This is a genomic window from Streptomyces sp. NPDC101490 (assembly GCF_044767145.1).
Classification (GTDB): domain Bacteria; phylum Actinomycetota; class Actinomycetes; order Streptomycetales; family Streptomycetaceae; genus Streptomyces.
In genome coordinates this window covers 622,609-637,453 of sequence record NZ_JBIWNI010000003.1, presented here as the reverse complement: position 1 = coordinate 637,453, position 14,845 = coordinate 622,609, and the positions used below count along the sequence as shown (strand labels likewise).

Sequence of the window (14,845 nt, the reverse complement as noted above, 5' to 3'; positions counted from 1 at the left end):
GGGGCACCTGGCTCCGGCTCCGTATTCCTCGACGGTGCCGCGGTCACGTCCCGTGCGGGGCATTCCGACTCGCTGTCCGGGGGACAGCTCTACGGCTGCGGGGTCAGTGCCGGATTCGCACCGGCTTCCCCCCGTACGGGCATGATGACGACCGGGTCAGTCTACCGGCCCGTAGGGAGGGCGCCCGGCGGGTGCGGGCCGCCCCGCACGGGCCCGTGGGCGGCTCGGGTGCGGCTCGCGCGGGGCTCGTAGGGGCAGGTGCGCGGGTTCACACGGCCGGGTGCGCGGGCTCATACGGCCAGGTAGGTGACCGGATCGGTGCCGGGGACGGCTTCGGCGCGGCCCTGTTTGACGAGTCTGCGCAGGTGCGCCTCGGCCTCGCTGACGGCGATGTTGCGGGAGGCGTGGGGGATGCGGTCCCAGGGGCGGTTCCACTCCATGCGCTCGGCGAGCTGCCAGGGGGTGAGGGGGACGGCGAGGAGCGCGAGGAGTCCGGCGAGCCGTTCCTCGTGGTGGTCGAGGAGGGCGCGGACGCGTCCGGCGGCGTCGGTGAAGGCGTGCTGGTGGGCGGGGAGGACCTCGGCGACGCCGAGGCGGCCGACGCGTTCGAGGGAGTCGAGGTAGTCGCCGAGCGGGTCGGTGGCGGCGGTCGCGTCGTCGGGGTCCTCGTACAGGCCGATGTGCGGGGAGATCCCGGGCAGCAGGTGGTCGCCGGAGAAGAGGCGGCCGTGGCCGGGGAGCCCGGCGGGGTGCTCCTCCTCCAGGTGGAGGCAGACGTGGCCGGGGGTGTGGCCGGGGGTCCAGACGGCGCGCAGTCTGCGTCCGGCGAGGCCGAGGAGTTCGCCGGGGACGATCTCGCGGTCGGGGAGGGCGGCGCGCAGCCCGGGGAGGGTGGTGGCGCGGCCGGAGTCGCGGGCGGCGCGCAGCGGGGCGAGGTGGTCCTCGGGGGCGCCGACGGCGGTGAGCTTGCGGGCGAGGTAGTCGAGCCAGGTGCCGGGCCGGGACTCGCGGGTGCGGCGGACCACGGCGGTGTCGGCGGCGTGCATGGCGATCCAGGCGCCGGACTCCTCGCGGACCCGGCCGGAGAGTCCGTGGTGGTCGGGGTGGTGGTGGGTGATGACGACGCCGTGGACGTCGGCGGGGGCGATGCCGAGGGCGGCGAGTCCGCCGGCGAGTTCGGCCCAGGAGGCGGGGTCGTCCCAGCCGGTGTCGACGAGGACCGGGCCCCGGTCGGTGTCGAGGACGTGGACGAGGGTGTGGCCGAGGGGGTTGTCGGGGATGGGCACCCGGAGGGACCAGACGCCTCCGCCGTGCTCGGTCACCTGGGGCGTGGATTCCTGCATGGGTCCTCGTCTCTCCACGGCGGTGCGGGGGTGCTCGACCGTTGCCCATCATAACTAGAACTGACAGTTCGTCAGAATGGCCTGTGCTGGATTGACTTCGACCTGTCGGGACCTGCGGTTTTGACCGTCGTGGTTGGTCGTTGTTGGTCACCCTTGGGCACCCTCGCACGGCCCACAGACGGCCCAGCCCCGCCGACCTTCTCCGGTCGACGGGGCTGGGCCGTGAAGCGCGAACGCTAGGTGGAGGGCATCGTGCTGGCAGGGGACAGGGGTTCGTCGGGTCGACTCAGCTCCCCCACGGGTCGCTGCGCCAGCCAGCCCGAACGGCGATGCTCCGGTGACTCGGTGCGTACGTGCGTGAACCCGAGCCGCTCGTAGTAGGCATGGAGCCCCGTGTTCGTACGCCACGTGTCGATGCGGACCCAGCTCCGCCCCTCCAGCGCGGCCAGCTGTGAGGCCCAATCCACGATGCGGGCACCAAGATTCCGCCCCGCCGCGACCCGAGAGACGATCAACTTGTAGAGGTAGAGCGCCGATTCGGGTTGGTCGTCGTCGGTCCAGAAGTCGCGGTCCACAGGCCCTCGACTCACCGTCGCGACGATCGCGTCGGACGGGTCGACCACCACCCACGCACGCCCGTCATCGATCGACTGGTGCCACTTGCCGATCGCTCGCGCGCCCGTCTCCGGGTCGCTCCATTGGTCCGTGCCCTTGGTGCCGAGCCACTGTTCCGCCTCCGTGCGGAGCGCCATGAGCGCGGGCACGTCGGCCGGTCGGGCGGGTCGGATACGGAGATCAGTCGGTTGCGACTTCATAGAGGATCTTGTGCCTATCTCCGGGGAGGATGGTGACCATGCAGCGCAGCGGCTTACCGTCTGCGTCGTAGCCGGTCCGGGTGTGCTCCGCGATCGGCGTCGCGGCGGGGAGCGCCAGCCGCTCGGCCTCGCGGTGTGTGGGCATCCGCACCGAGATCTCGTCCACGTACTTCGTCTGAACGAGGCCGACGGACGCGAGGATGCCGCCGGGTGCCGACACATCACGTGGCTCCATCAGCGGAGTGCCGGCCACCAGCTCCTGGGGGAAGTAGCTGTCAGCGAGGGCGTACGGCCGGTTGTCGACGTACCGCACTCGCTGGCGGAGGACCGCGAGGCCGCCCTTGGGGAGGTTCAGTGCGGCGCCGACGTGTTGGGGTGGCTCCACGATCGAAACGCTGATCTCCTGGCGCGGAGTCTTCCCCTCGGCCTCCACAGCGCTGGCCCACTGGTCTCCGGCGGTCCTGCCGTCGACAGCGGTTTCGTGGCGGCTCCGGCTTTCGAGAGTGCTCCAGTTCCATACGACCGGGGGGTAGTCCTCGCGGACATACTTCCCCTGACCCTGGCCAGTGACCACGAGCCCTTCGTCCACCAGGACGCGCACTCCGGCTCGAACGGTCTCACGGCTGTAGCCGTACTGGGCCATCATTTTGGACTCGCTTGGCAGCGGGTCTCCCGGCGACAGGTCGCCGCTCTCGATTCGATCGCGCAGGTCAGCGGCAATTTCCTGCGCCTTGGTCAGTCCTCGTCGCATGGCGACCTTCCTACGTGGTCCGACACTCCTCCATACAAGTTAGACGAGAGGGCTTGACTCTCCAACCCGGGAGTGGGCAAACTCATGCCACGGCACTCCTCCAGACAAGTCGGAGGAGGTGGCCTGTACGGCATGCCCGTACTTGCTCGACGCCCGGAGGGCCCTCGAAAGGGGTCTCAAGGAAGCGACTGCTGGCTTGAGAACTGAACAGTGGACACAGAACGACAGGCATCTGCGACAAGCCGCAGGCCCTGCCGCACGAGCAGCAAGCACCTTTTCCCAGGCCGCCCTTGCGGGGCGGACAAGCGATCCGTACGTGCGGTGAGACAAGGGCAAAGATCGCGAACGAACTACGCATGTGCATGTCCGCCCCGTTGGAGGCCGACGTGAAGCGAAGACCAAGGGCGCCGCAGTGCTGGACCGGCACGGACGGCGATGCCCGCTGAGTCGCCTGACCTCCGCAGCCATTCGGCTGCGGCCGGTTGCCTCCTCCGCCCGTCCGGCCCCGTTTGCGGGGTGTCGTACGGGCGGAGTCGAGGGGAGCCGGATGGTTCCAACGGCGAGAGGCCCCGGAGTTACAGCTCCGGGGCCTCGATCGGGCCGTTCCTCTGTGGAAGGAAGACCCATGAAATCCATCATCACACTCCCCGCGGATGGCGGGGGCCTGGCGTTCGACGGTGAGCCGTCGGACGCGGAGCTGGACGCGATCGAACTGGAACTGCCGCTGATCCTGGCGGCGGTCGACCTGCTCGACGCAGAGATCATGGCGCTGGACCGGCCGGTGGCGGAGCTGGACGCGCTGCGGATCCGCCGGGCCCGCCGCCGGGTGCTGGCGGCCCGCCGGGACCTGGCCAACCGCGCCGCCGCGACGCTGTCGGGCGGTGCGGCATGACGCACATCGCCCGGCTGGTGACCCGCGCGGCGGGTCTGTGGGAGCTCCACGTCGTCACCGACGACGCCCGGCCCTCGTCCTGGCCCACCGTCCACCTTGCCCGTGCGTCCGCGCCGACGTGGCCGGAGCGGCTGGCGTTCCTGGCTTCCCTCGGTTACGAGCCGGTGGAGCCCGGGGCCGCCTGGGAGTGGGAGGAGCTGTCCGGGCCGGACGACTACCGCGTCCGCCTGTCGGCGTCCCTCCCGGTCCGCCCGCTCGCCGAGGGGGGCGCGTCGTGAACGCGCTGAGGCTCGCGGACCTGTCCGCGCCGCTGGCGGCCCTGCTCGTCCTGGGGACGGAGTTCGCGCACCTGCCCGCCCCGGCCATCCACATTTCGGAGATCTTCCCCGAGCGGCTGGAGCTGGCGTTCCACCACGACGACTTCGGCGCGTTCGAGGCGTGGCGTGAGGCTCTGGACATCAGCCCGGAGGGGATCGTTCACCGTGTTCAGGGTGACGGCCCGACGGCGGTGCGGATCGTTCACGGGACTGTCGCCGGGGCTGATGTTCGGCTGGTCGGCTTCGCGCCGATCCCGGCTCTCGTGCCGGTCGGCGCGGGGTCGGGGGCGGCGGGATGAACAGTGTTCAGATCCGTTCAGCCGAGAAGGCGCTGAACGTCGGGACGTGGCTGATCGTGTGCGGGGCGATGCTCTACTCCGTCCTCACGGTCACCCCCCTGATGCGGGCCCACACCCCCGAGGGCTGGAAGTGGACCGCCCCCATCCTCCCCATCGTGGTCGACGCCGCCGTCGTCATCGTGGTCCGCCTCGACGCGGTCCTGGCCCGCCTGGGCGGGGACGGTGGCAGGTGGCCGGTGGTGCTGCGGTGGATGACCGGGGTCATGACCCTGGCCCTGAACACCGCCGACTCCCTCCTGAAGAAAGACCTGGTCGGGGCCGCTGTCCATGCGGTCGCGCCGCTGCTGCTGATCGTGACGGCGGAGACCGGCCTGGCCTACCGGCGGGCCATCAACGCCGCTCAGGCGGTCGCCTCCGAGCGTGAGCGGGCCGAGCGCCGTCAGCGTGAGGACGAGGCCCGGCAGCGCGCCGAGCAGGCCGAGACAGCGAGCCGGGAGCGGGCCGAGGACGCCGACCGGCGGGAGCGGGAGCGTCGGGAGCATGAGGCCACGCTCGCCCGTGAACAGCGTGACCACGAGGCGCGGCTGGCCCGTGAACAGGCCGACCGGGAAACCGCCCGCGAGCAGGCCGAGCGGGACCGGACCGAGGCCGCCGAGCGGGCCGAGCGAGTAGCCCGTGAACACGGCGAGCGGATCCGTGAACAGCAGCGGACCGAGCGTGAACGCCGTGAACACGCCGCCGCCGAGCAGGCCGAGAAGGAGCGCCGCGAACACGCGGAACGGGACGAGCGTGAACAGCGCCAGGCCACCGAGCGCACCGCCCGTGAACACGCCGCCCTCCTCGCCGCCGGACCCGCCGCCGAGAAGCAGTCCGAGGCAGTGGCCCGCCAGACCGTCGCCGCCGCCTTCGCGGCCGGGCTCCCGGTCCGCCGGGCCGCCGAGCTGTGCGGCTGGTCGACCGGCTGGGTCACCGGCCACTACCAGGAACTCCGCCACACCACCCCCGTCACCGCCGCCGTATGAGCGGCACCGAAGGAGCCACCATGAGCACCGAGACCGAGATGGTGCAGTTCACCGCCGACATCGTGTGTGTGCGGGGCGGGGACGTCCTGCTGATCGAGCGTGGCTGGCCGCCGTTCCAGGGCCGTCTCGCTCTGCCCGGCGGGTACGTCGACTCCGGGGAGACCGCCCGCGCCGCCGCCGTCCGCGAGCTGGCCGAGGAGACCGGCATCCAGGTGAACGAGGCCGATCTGACCCTCGTCGGCCTCTACGACGCCCCCGGCCGGGACCCGCGCGGCCGGTTCGTGAGCGCCGCCTTCATGGTCACCGTCCCCGCCACCACCACCGCGCGGGCCGGAGACGACGCCGCCGCCGTGTGCTGGGTCCCCTTCGACACCCCCGGCCAGCCGCTGGCGTTCGACCACACGGACATCGTCCGCGAGGCACTGTGCAAGACCCCGGCGATCGCCATCAACTCCAGCTCTGTGAAGGGGATTTGATATGGCGCTCCGCAGTCAGAGGCAGGGCACCCACGCCTACGTGATCACCCTCCAGGGCGGTCCGGACGGTGGCGTGTGCACCCTCCAGGGCACCCACACCCCGCGCGTGGGCGAGACCCGCTTCGACATCCTCATGCAGCTCCGGGCCGACGCCGCCCGCTCCCACCGGGAGATGGAGGACGCCGTCGTCCTGTTCTTCTCCCTCGACCGAAACACCCTCTGACCCGCACAAAGCAGGGCCCGGCCGCTTCCTTCCACAGTCCCGGCCGGGCCCCTGATCTCCCTGAGGAGGGAGCCAGCATGACCGATGTCAGTACGGAGCCGGTAGTGGGCATCGTCCCGCCGCCCGCTCCGCCGACCGTCCCGCCCCCTGCTCCGGCTCCGGAGCAGGGGAAGACGAAGCAGGGTCCGGCCGGGGTCGCACATACGGCGGGTGGGTGGCCGGTGGTTCCGCTGGCCACCACCAGCGTCAACAGCACCGTGGGCACGGTCGCCGCCGCGACGCTCGCGGGCGGCCCGGCCGGGGCCGCGCTCGCGGTCGCCGGGGCGGCCCTCGTCGGCGGCGCCGTCCTGGCCCACCGCGCCATCCGCCAGCGCACCGCCAAGGCCAAGACCACCACCAAGGCCGGGGCCAAGGTCCCGGCCCCGAAGCCGACCCCAACCCCGTCCCGGCAGCCGAACAGCTCGCCCCGCGCGGCCGGGCAGCGCTCCGCCGGCGCTTTTCCGGGCGGGGCGTCCCGGGGCCGTTCCGGCTCGACGGGGACGTCGGCGTCGGCGGCGCCCCGGCAGCAGCAGAAGGGGCGGATCGGTCAGGTCCGGGACCTGCGTCAGTCGGCCCGCTCGACGGCCGGGGGCGCGACACGAGCCGACCGCCGGACCGCCGAGACCCAGGCCCGCCGTCAGAACGCCGACAACCGCCGCACCACCCCCACCCCCGCACCCCGTCAGACCCCCCGCACCCACACGCACACCCCCGCCCGCGACCACCGGGCCGGTGGCCACAACTCCACTAAAAAGAGGCCGGGTTCGAGCTTGCGGGCGCGGGTGGGGGCGGCTCGTGACACGGCTGTCCAGCGGGCCCGTACGGCACGGGACCGGGCCGCCGCGAAGGCGGTCGACGGTGCCCGGGACACCACCCGCACGGCCGTCTCCGCCCGCCAGAAGCGCGCCATGAAGAAGGCGGTCCGTAAGCGGGCCTGGCGGGACCTGTGGCGCTCAGCGGCCCGCACACAGGGGCGCCGTCTGCTCGCCGCGCTCCTCGCGGCGCCGCTCGGCGTCCTCGGGCTGCTGACCACCCCGCTCGGCCGGAAGCTCGGCATCGGCTGGCTTCAGCACCCCGGGCGCCGCTTCTACCGGCGCCTGATGCGCACCGCCGAGGAACAGCGGGCGGTCCGGGACGCGGCGATCCGTGAGCGGCGGGCCGCCGCCGAGGCCACGATCGACGCCGACCTCACCCCCGAGCAGCAGATCAGCGACACCGTCGAACGCCCCGCATTCCTTCTCCCCGCCACCCCGTCGTCTCCGCTGGAGGTTGTGAACATGTCCGGTTTCAAGTTCGAGGAGGCCGCCGCCGAGATGGAGACGGCGGCCCGTACCTACGAGCCCGACACGGCCATGGAGATCCTGGACATGGTCGAGGGTCTGCCCGAGGCCCTGACCAGCGTGGCGAACACCTTCCGCATCCTCGCCGAGCGCTCCGACTCGGAGTTCCCGCTGGAGAAGGCCGTCGCCGCCGCCTTCGACGACATCTTCGGCGCCCTGCTGCACGCCGTCGACGCGGCGGGAGACGTCGCGCCGCTGTTCCGGCAGGTCCACGCGTACGACATCGCCCGGCACACCGACCCCCGCAACGGCCCGGAGGCCGAGAAGGGCTGGAACGTCTGATGACCACCACGACCCCGAAGGACACCACCGCGTCGGGGCCGGTGTGGGACTGGGCGGCCGGTCACGGACCTGTGACCGGCGCCCTGTCCGCCACCACCGGCGCGTTCGCCCTGGCCACCACCGGCGCCGCCACCGGGATGCCGCCCACCTGGGCGCTCGCGGTCGGCGCGGCCGGGGCCATCGGCCACACCGTCTCCACCCTCCGCGAACGGCTCTCCGCCCGCACCGTCGCCCTGCGCGCCTCCTCCTGGCTCCTGGGCGCGGGATGGACCACGTGGGCGGTCGCGACGGGGCCACTGTCCTGGGGCGCGATCGGGTCCCTCGCCGTCCTCGGCGTCGCCATCGGCACCACCGCCCGCAGTGCGGCCCTGTTCGAGGACGGCCGCGAGCTGGAGCTCATCGCGATCGCGGACCGGCAGGTCGCCGCCGAGCTCTCCGCCGAACGCCGCACCGTCGCCGCAGAATGGGTCGAGCGGATCCAGCGGGTCGCGGGCATCACGGTGACGGTCCTCGCGATCGAGAAGTGGCCCACCGCGACCGGGTTCACGATCGACGCGGAGCTGCCCGGCGGCACGACCTACGACCAGGTCGCCAAGGAATCCGCCCGCCTGTCGGCGGACGCCCGCCTCCCGCACGGCTGCACCGTCGCCGCCACCCCCGGCATCCACCAGGGACGCGTCCTGATCGACGTCGCCACCGTCAACGTCCTGGTCAACGAGATCCCCTACCCCGCCGACTACAGCCCCCTGTCCATCCACACCGGCCTCCCCTGGGGCGTCCGGGGAGACGGCCGGGACGTCATGGTCTTCCTCCGCGAGCAGTGCGCGCTCATCGTCGGCCCCACCGGCTCCGGCAAGACCAACATGGTCCATACCGTCCTCGGCTCCTTCGCTCGGTCCGGCGACATCCTGAGCTGGGTGATCGACCTCAACGCGGGCTCGGCGGGCCTGCCCTGGGTGCGGCCCGCTCTCGACGGCGACGGCACCCCCGGCCGGGAGACCCGCCCCGGGATCGACTGGCTCGCCTCCACCTACGACGAGGCCATGCTCATGCTCGACGCGGCCCTGCGCCTCGGCAAGCATCGCAAGGTCTTCTACCAGGACCTCATGGCCCGCGCGAACACGGACCTGCTGCCCGTCTCCGCGCAGATCCCGCAGGTCATGATCCTGATCGACGAGGGCGCGGAGATCCTCGCCAGCTCCGACCCCCAGATGCGCAAGCTCGCCGAGAAGATCCTCGAAGTCATCCGGATGCTCCGCGCCATGGGGGTGCGCACGGTCCTGACCGCGCTCGGAGCCACCAGCTCCGTCCTCGGCAACCTCATGATCCGCCGCGAAGCCAAGGCCCGTGTCTGCCTGACCGGCGGGGAGGTCGAAGGCATGGACCTGTCCAAGGTCTTCCCGGGGACTCGGGGTCTGCGGCCGGACCAGGCGCCGTACAAGGGCGCCGGGTTCGTCGGCACCCCCGAGCAGGCGCCGGGGCTGTTCAAGAGCTGGCGGATCACGCCGCACCAGATCGCGGACATCGTCCGGGCGACGTCCGCGCTCCACCCCCGGCTCGACGAGGCGTCCGCGACCGCCGCCGGACCCGCCTACGCCCGCCGCTGGGACACCACCCGCACCGCCTGGATGCGCACCACCACCCCCGCCACCAGCGAGCAGCCCGCCGACCGGCCCGCCCGCGAGACCCCCGGCCGAACGGGAGCCGGGCTCAACCTCTCCGCGCTCCGCGACACCACCACCCCCACCCCGGGGTTGGCGGCGGGCGGGCCGGACGAGGACACGCTCGCGGCCGAGTTCATGGCCCAGATCGACGCCCAGTTCGGCACTGCTCCCGAGCCCACCGCCGACCCGTCCGAGGACGACGACCGGCCGCGCGGGCTGAACCTGGCCGCATTCCGCAACGAGCAGCAGGACAGCGAGGCGAGGCGGGACGCGCTCGCCCTGCTGCTCGCCGCCGGACCCGACGGCACGGGCGCCTCCGCGATCTCCCGCGCGCTCGCCGAGGAGCACCGCACCACCCGGCAGACGGTCGTCGGCTGGCTCAAGGAGTGGGCCGAGGACGGCACCGCGATCCGGATCGGGACGGGCACCAAGACCCGCTACGTCCACCACCGCCACGCCTCCGACCGGCCCGCCGAGGACTGACCTTGTCGCTTGTCGCCCCCCACCACCGGAAAGGTCCCTGACGGCCCTCTGGCGGGCCGGATCCCTTGTCTGACCTGGGAGGCGACAAGCGACAAGACAAGCGACAAGACAAGCCGCACGACAAGCGAGGCGACAAGCCAGCCGACAAGCGACAAGACAAGCAGACCGCCGGGCACCACCTCTTCCCCGGGGTGCTGCCCGGCCCCGCGAAGGGACCGAGTTGTGTACGAGCCGACCTCCTTCGAGATCACCGCCGCCCGCCCCTGGAGCCCGCCTCCGGCGCCCGTGATGCGGCCGGTGGTCCTGCCCGCCGACATCCCGCCCGGCGTCGAATGGGTCACCCTCCCCAACGGCGTCCGCACCCTCGCCTACACCCACCCCACCCCGCCCCCGCAGGTTCCGCTTCCGGCTCCGCAGCCCATCCCCGCGTGGGCCCGGACCACCGCCCTGCTCGCCCCCACCGTCGGCGGCGGGACCGCCGCCGCCGGAATCGGACTCTCCTACGCCGCCCCGGGACTGATCGCCATGAGCCACGCCCTGTGGTCCGCCGCCGCCCTCGTCGTCGCCGCGATCGTCGCCGTCCCCGTCCTGCTGCGCACGGTCCGCCGCCCGCCCGGCACCGGCGAGAGCGGGGGCGGGTCGACGACGCACATCACGCAGAACATCACCGCCAGCGGCATGTTCGGCCGCGCCAACGGCACCATCAACCACCCCTGAGGAGAACCCAGTTGGCCAGCATCCGGATCACCTCCTACGGCACCGGACACCACGACACCCCCACCGCCGACGACCCGGTCGTCGTCGACACCACCGCCCTGCACAACCCGCCCGACGACCCCGCCGTCCGCGCCACCCTGACCCAGCTCACCGGACGCCACCCCGACGTCGTCGCCTACGTCATGGCCACCCCCGGAGCCGCCCAGCTCCTCGACACCACCCGGCGGGCGGTCGAGCGGCGCATCGCGGACGGCGAGCAGCACGTGGATGTGCACGTCCACTGCTACGGAGGCCGACACCGCTCCGTCGCCCTCGCCGGACTCCTCACCACCGCCCTCACCACCCCCGGCCACCACGTCCAGGTGAGCCACCGGCACATCGACCGCCCCGTCCTGCCGTCGCGCACCACCACCTGAGACAGGAGAACCCCCAGATGGCTCCCGTGATCACCGCGACCGCGTCCCGCCGGGGCACCCGGCCCCGCAACGCCGACACCGCCACCGTTCACCGCCTGCCCGGCACCCCGATGGTCGCCGCCGCCCTCGTCGACGGCATCGGCAACACCCCCGCCGCCGTCGAGTTCTCACACGTCGCCGCGCAGACCGCCGCCCGGGTCGGCGCCCGCAAGGGCCCCCTCCTCGGCATCCTCGCCGCAGCCGAGATGGCCGCCGCCCCGCCCGGGGTCCAGGTCGACGACGGCGTCGCCGTCCTCGCCGTCTCCAGCGAGGAGTCCGGGATCACGCAGATCGCCTGGACGGGCGACGCGCGCATCTACGGCTGGACCGGAACCGAGCTGATCCAGCGCTCGACCGACCAGACCATGGGCACCTGGCTCCGCCGCTGGGGCGGCACCGCCGTCACCCTCCACCGCGACGACCACCCCGACGAGACCGTCGACGTCGAGACCGCCGCCCTCGTCCTCGACGACCTCGCCCGCAGCGCCCTCGGCCGGTGCTCCATCGCCACCGTGCCCCTCGCGTTCATCACCGACCCGCTGATCATCCTCACCTCCGACGGCGCCCACGCCCAGACCACCCCCGCCGAGCTGGAAACGCTGGTCCGACAGCACGCGGACGACCCGCAGACCCTGGCCGACGCACTCGTGAACGCCGCCCGCCCCGACGCCGACGGATACCGCGACGACGCCACCACCATCGTCATCTCCGTCACGCCCGCCACCAGCTAAAAGCCCCCGCACACGCGCCGGGGCGACCGCGTCGTCCTCGGCAAAAGGTCTGCGGTCGCCCCGGCTCCAGCCAGAACTGGAGCACCCAGCATGACGCATCCCCCGCTGATCCCGGGAGACCCCCAGGATCCGCCGCTCATCGACCTGCCCGGCCTGAACCTCCTCGCCCACGCCCTCGCGGCGGCCGAGCGCGGCTGGCACGTCTTCCCCCTCCGCCCCTGCGACAAGCGCCCCGCAGGCCACTCGCAGAGCCGCTGCCCCGGCACCGGCCGGTGCACGGAGGGGCACCGCACGCCCGAGCAGCGTGCCACCACCGACGCGGACCTGATCGCCGCCGCCTGGACCCACGCCCCCTACAACGTGGGGATCGCGACGGGCCCGTCCGGGTTGCTCGTGGTCGATCTCGACACCCTCAAGCCCGAAGACAAAGAAGGAACGCCTGACGGCGTAGCGACCTTCGAAGCGCTCTGCGAGCGCGCCGGGCAGGCCGTCCCCCTCACCCACCGCACCCGGACCCCCAGCGGCGGGATGCACCTGTACTTCACCCAGCCCGACGGCGCCCGCCTCGGCAACACCGCCGGACGGCTGGGCGCGCACGTGGACACCCGGGGGTGGGGCGGGTACGTCGTTGCCCCCGGCTCCGTGACCCCGGCCGGGATCTACGAGGTGCTCGACAGCCGACCCCCCGCGCCCCTGCCCGGCTGGCTCCACACCGCCCTCACCGCCCCGCCCGAGACCGCCGCCCCCAGGCCGGTGCGGCTCGTGGCCCTGGGCCACGGGCAGCGCGCCGCCGAGGTGGCGCTGGAGCGGGAGACCGCCGCCGTCCGGGCCACCCAAGAAGGCGGACGCAACGCCCAACTCCTCTCGTCCGTAAGGAAGGTGGGGCGGTTCGTCGCGTGGGGAGACCTCCCCCGTCACGTGGCCGAGGAGGCATTTCAGGGAGCGGGGGAGGCGGCGGGACTCCCGTCGGCCGAGTGCCGCACCACCATCCGCAGTGCCCTCGACTGGTCCATCCGCACCGCCCGGCCCCGGCCGACCGCCGCATGACCGCCCCCGCACCCCCCTCCCTGAAATGCCCCACCGCCACAACCGCGCTCCCCGAAGTCGCCGACAGAGCAGCGTCGTTGAGGAGGGTGGGCGCCGGGAAGGTCGTCGCCGAAGGCGTCCCTTCTGGCCCTGATCCGCACCCGGCCGACCACACCATCTCCCTGCCCATCCCGACCCCGAGGGACCTCCCCATGCCCGAGCCCATCGACGGCGCCGCCCTGCTCGACCAGGTGGAGAGGCACCACCGCCGGTTCAACGTGTTCCCCAGCGAGCACGCGTTCACCGCCGTCACCCTCTGGGACGCCCACACCCACCTCCTCGACGCGTTCGAGTCCACGCCCCGGATCGCGTTCCTGTCCCCGGAGCCCGGCTCCGGCAAGACCCGCGCCCTGGAGATCATCCAGACCCTCGTACCCCGGCCGATGATCACCACCGACGTGTCCCCCGCCGCCCTGTTCCGGTCCGTCTCCGACACCGCCGCCCGGCCCGTCGTCCTCCTGGACGAGATCGACACCGTCTTCGGCCCCCGCGCCTCCGGCAACGAGGACCTGCGCGGACTGATCAACGCCGGACACCGCCGCTCCGGAGTCGTCTACCGGTGCGTCGGCGACGGCAGCACGCAGGTCGTCCAGCCGTTCCCCGTCTACGCGGCGCTCGCCACGGCCGGACTCGGGGACCTCCCCGACACCATCCTCACCCGCTCCGTCGTCATCCGGATGCGCCGCCGCGCCCCCAACGAGACGGTGGAACCGTTCCGCGAGCGCGTCCACGTGCCCGAGGGGCACGCGCTCCGCGACCGCCTCGCGGAGTGGGCCGACCACGTCCGCGACCAGATCGCAGGAGCATGGCCCGACATGCCCGACGGGATCACCGACCGGCCCGCCGACGTCTGGGAACCCCTCATCGCCGTCGCCGACGCCGCCGGGGGCGACTGGCCCGCCCGTGCCCGCGCCGCCTGCGTCGCCCTCGTCGCCGCCGCCAGCGCCGGAGACAAGGCCAGCACCGGCATCCGGCTGCTCACCGACCTCCGCGACGCCTTCGCGGGCGCCGAGCGGCTGCTGAGCGCCGACCTCGTAGACCGGCTCACCGCCCTCGACGACGCCCCCTGGGCCGACCTCGACGGCAAACCCCTCACCCCCCGCACCCTCGCACGGATGCTGGCCGACTACGTCACCACCGACGGACAGACCATCCGGTCCCGCAACATCAAAACCGGCCCCAAAGCCGTCTCCAAGGGGTACTACGCGAGCGACCTCGCGGACGCCTGGCTCCGCTACTGCCCGCCCCGCGCCGCCGAGTCCGCTACCACCGCTACCTCCGCTACCCCGCAGGTCAACGCCCCGGAACCGGTAGCGGACACCCTCCCGGTAGCGGCTACCGAACCCGCCACCACCCCCTGACCCACCCGCACCACCCCACGCGTCCGGGCCCCCGCACCACCAACGGGAGCCCAGACACGTATCCGCTACCGCTACCCCATCCGCTACCACCGACAGCCCCCTGACCAGGGAGGTAGCGGCGGTAGCGGAGGTAGCGGACCTCACAGGAAGGGGCCCCGGCCCCCGGGTAGAGGAGAACCCGAATGGCATCCGCCGTCACCACGCTGCGGTCCGGACTCCCCGACCGCTACCTCACCCCCGACGACATCGCCGAGCTGTTCGGCGTGCCCCTGGAGACCGTCTACCAGTGGCGCAGGAAGCGCAGCGGACCGCCCGGCTTCCGCGTCGGAAAACACGTCCGCTACGACCCCGCCGCCGTCCGGCAGTGGACCCACGAGCGCATGGCCGACGACTTCGCGGCCTGAGCCTCAGCAGCCCAGAGTTCTACCCCGTGGGGGGGGGGGCCCCGGGCCCCCCCCCCCCGCCCCCCCCCCCCGGGCCGCCCCCCCCCCCCCGGGCCCAACCCCCCCCCCGGTTGAATGTCGCGCAGCCCGCCGCCGGGAAGGTCCC

Annotated in this window: 17 protein-coding genes and 1 riboswitch; of the genes, 14 read left to right on the top strand and 3 right to left on the bottom strand. The window is 73.0% G+C overall.

The window, feature by feature from the left end:
• Positions 1-36: 36 nt before the first annotated feature.
• A riboswitch (cobalamin riboswitch) is annotated at positions 37-159 on the bottom strand.
• Positions 160-290: 131 nt separating this feature from the next.
• The 3 genes from ACIRQY_RS10515 to ACIRQY_RS10505 all read right to left on the bottom strand — a co-directional run bounded on the left by ACIRQY_RS10515 (position 291) and on the right by ACIRQY_RS10505 (position 2,909).
• Positions 291-1,343: an MBL fold metallo-hydrolase gene (locus tag ACIRQY_RS10515; RefSeq protein WP_403923574.1), complete on the bottom strand. Its 1,053-nt coding sequence runs from the start codon at positions 1,341-1,343 to the stop codon at positions 291-293.
• Positions 1,344-1,579: 236 nt separating this feature from the next.
• Complete coding sequence (locus ACIRQY_RS10510) at positions 1,580-2,158, bottom strand: GNAT family N-acetyltransferase (protein WP_403923573.1); 579 nt, start codon at positions 2,156-2,158, stop codon at positions 1,580-1,582.
• The gene (locus ACIRQY_RS10505) at positions 2,139-2,909 is read right to left on the bottom strand and encodes a GntR family transcriptional regulator (RefSeq protein WP_403923572.1); all 771 of its coding nucleotides are present in this window, start codon (positions 2,907-2,909) and stop codon (positions 2,139-2,141) included. The genes ACIRQY_RS10510 and ACIRQY_RS10505 overlap by 20 nt, the downstream gene beginning before the upstream one ends.
• A 625-nt stretch (positions 2,910-3,534) precedes the next feature.
• Here ACIRQY_RS10505 and ACIRQY_RS10500 point away from each other — a divergent pair.
• The 14 genes from ACIRQY_RS10500 (at position 3,535) to ACIRQY_RS10435 (ending at position 14,700) form a co-directional block, all read left to right on the top strand.
• Positions 3,535-3,801 (top strand): DUF6284 family protein, encoded by a 267-nt coding sequence (locus ACIRQY_RS10500; protein WP_403923571.1) that lies wholly within the window; start codon positions 3,535-3,537, stop codon positions 3,799-3,801.
• Positions 3,798-4,079: a DUF6303 family protein gene (locus tag ACIRQY_RS10495; protein WP_403923570.1), complete on the top strand. Its 282-nt coding sequence runs from the start codon at positions 3,798-3,800 to the stop codon at positions 4,077-4,079. The genes ACIRQY_RS10500 and ACIRQY_RS10495 overlap by 4 nt, the downstream gene beginning before the upstream one ends.
• Positions 4,076-4,417: a hypothetical protein gene (locus ACIRQY_RS10490; protein WP_403923569.1), complete on the top strand. Its 342-nt coding sequence runs from the start codon at positions 4,076-4,078 to the stop codon at positions 4,415-4,417. Before ACIRQY_RS10495 ends, ACIRQY_RS10490 begins: the two co-directional genes overlap by 4 nt.
• Positions 4,414-5,439, top strand: coding sequence for a DUF2637 domain-containing protein (locus ACIRQY_RS10485; protein WP_403923568.1), 1,026 nt, complete (start codon positions 4,414-4,416; stop codon positions 5,437-5,439). Before ACIRQY_RS10490 ends, ACIRQY_RS10485 begins: the two co-directional genes overlap by 4 nt.
• A 20-nt stretch (positions 5,440-5,459) precedes the next feature.
• On the top strand, positions 5,460-5,915 hold the full coding sequence (locus tag ACIRQY_RS10480; protein WP_403923566.1) for an NUDIX domain-containing protein: 456 nt from the start codon (positions 5,460-5,462) through the stop codon (positions 5,913-5,915).
• Between the two features lies 1 nt (position 5,916).
• Entirely contained in the window at positions 5,917-6,138 is a 222-nt protein-coding gene (locus ACIRQY_RS10475; protein WP_403923564.1) for a hypothetical protein, read from the top strand.
• A 77-nt stretch (positions 6,139-6,215) separates the two neighbouring features.
• Complete coding sequence (locus tag ACIRQY_RS10470) at positions 6,216-7,799, top strand: hypothetical protein (protein WP_403923562.1); 1,584 nt, start codon at positions 6,216-6,218, stop codon at positions 7,797-7,799.
• Complete coding sequence (locus ACIRQY_RS10465) at positions 7,799-9,946, top strand: hypothetical protein (protein WP_403923560.1); 2,148 nt, start codon at positions 7,799-7,801, stop codon at positions 9,944-9,946. The genes ACIRQY_RS10470 and ACIRQY_RS10465 overlap by 1 nt, the downstream gene beginning before the upstream one ends.
• Before the next feature lie 222 nt (positions 9,947-10,168).
• Positions 10,169-10,663, top strand: a complete 495-nt coding sequence (locus ACIRQY_RS10460; RefSeq protein ID WP_403923558.1) for a hypothetical protein — start codon at positions 10,169-10,171, stop codon at positions 10,661-10,663.
• 11 nt (positions 10,664-10,674) lie between these two features.
• Positions 10,675-11,079, top strand: coding sequence for a hypothetical protein (locus tag ACIRQY_RS10455; RefSeq protein WP_403923556.1), 405 nt, complete (start codon positions 10,675-10,677; stop codon positions 11,077-11,079).
• 17 nt (positions 11,080-11,096) lie between these two features.
• The gene (locus ACIRQY_RS10450) at positions 11,097-11,849 is read left to right on the top strand and encodes a hypothetical protein (RefSeq protein ID WP_403923554.1); all 753 of its coding nucleotides are present in this window, start codon (positions 11,097-11,099) and stop codon (positions 11,847-11,849) included.
• A gap of 90 nt (positions 11,850-11,939) precedes the next feature.
• On the top strand, positions 11,940-12,896 hold the full coding sequence (locus ACIRQY_RS10445; protein WP_403923553.1) for a bifunctional DNA primase/polymerase: 957 nt from the start codon (positions 11,940-11,942) through the stop codon (positions 12,894-12,896).
• 191 nt (positions 12,897-13,087) lie between these two features.
• Complete coding sequence (locus tag ACIRQY_RS10440) at positions 13,088-14,296, top strand: DUF3631 domain-containing protein (protein WP_403923551.1); 1,209 nt, start codon at positions 13,088-13,090, stop codon at positions 14,294-14,296.
• Positions 14,297-14,478: 182 nt separating this feature from the next.
• Positions 14,479-14,700 (top strand): helix-turn-helix domain-containing protein, encoded by a 222-nt coding sequence (locus ACIRQY_RS10435; RefSeq protein ID WP_403923549.1) that lies wholly within the window; start codon positions 14,479-14,481, stop codon positions 14,698-14,700.
• Positions 14,701-14,845 lie beyond the last annotated feature (145 nt).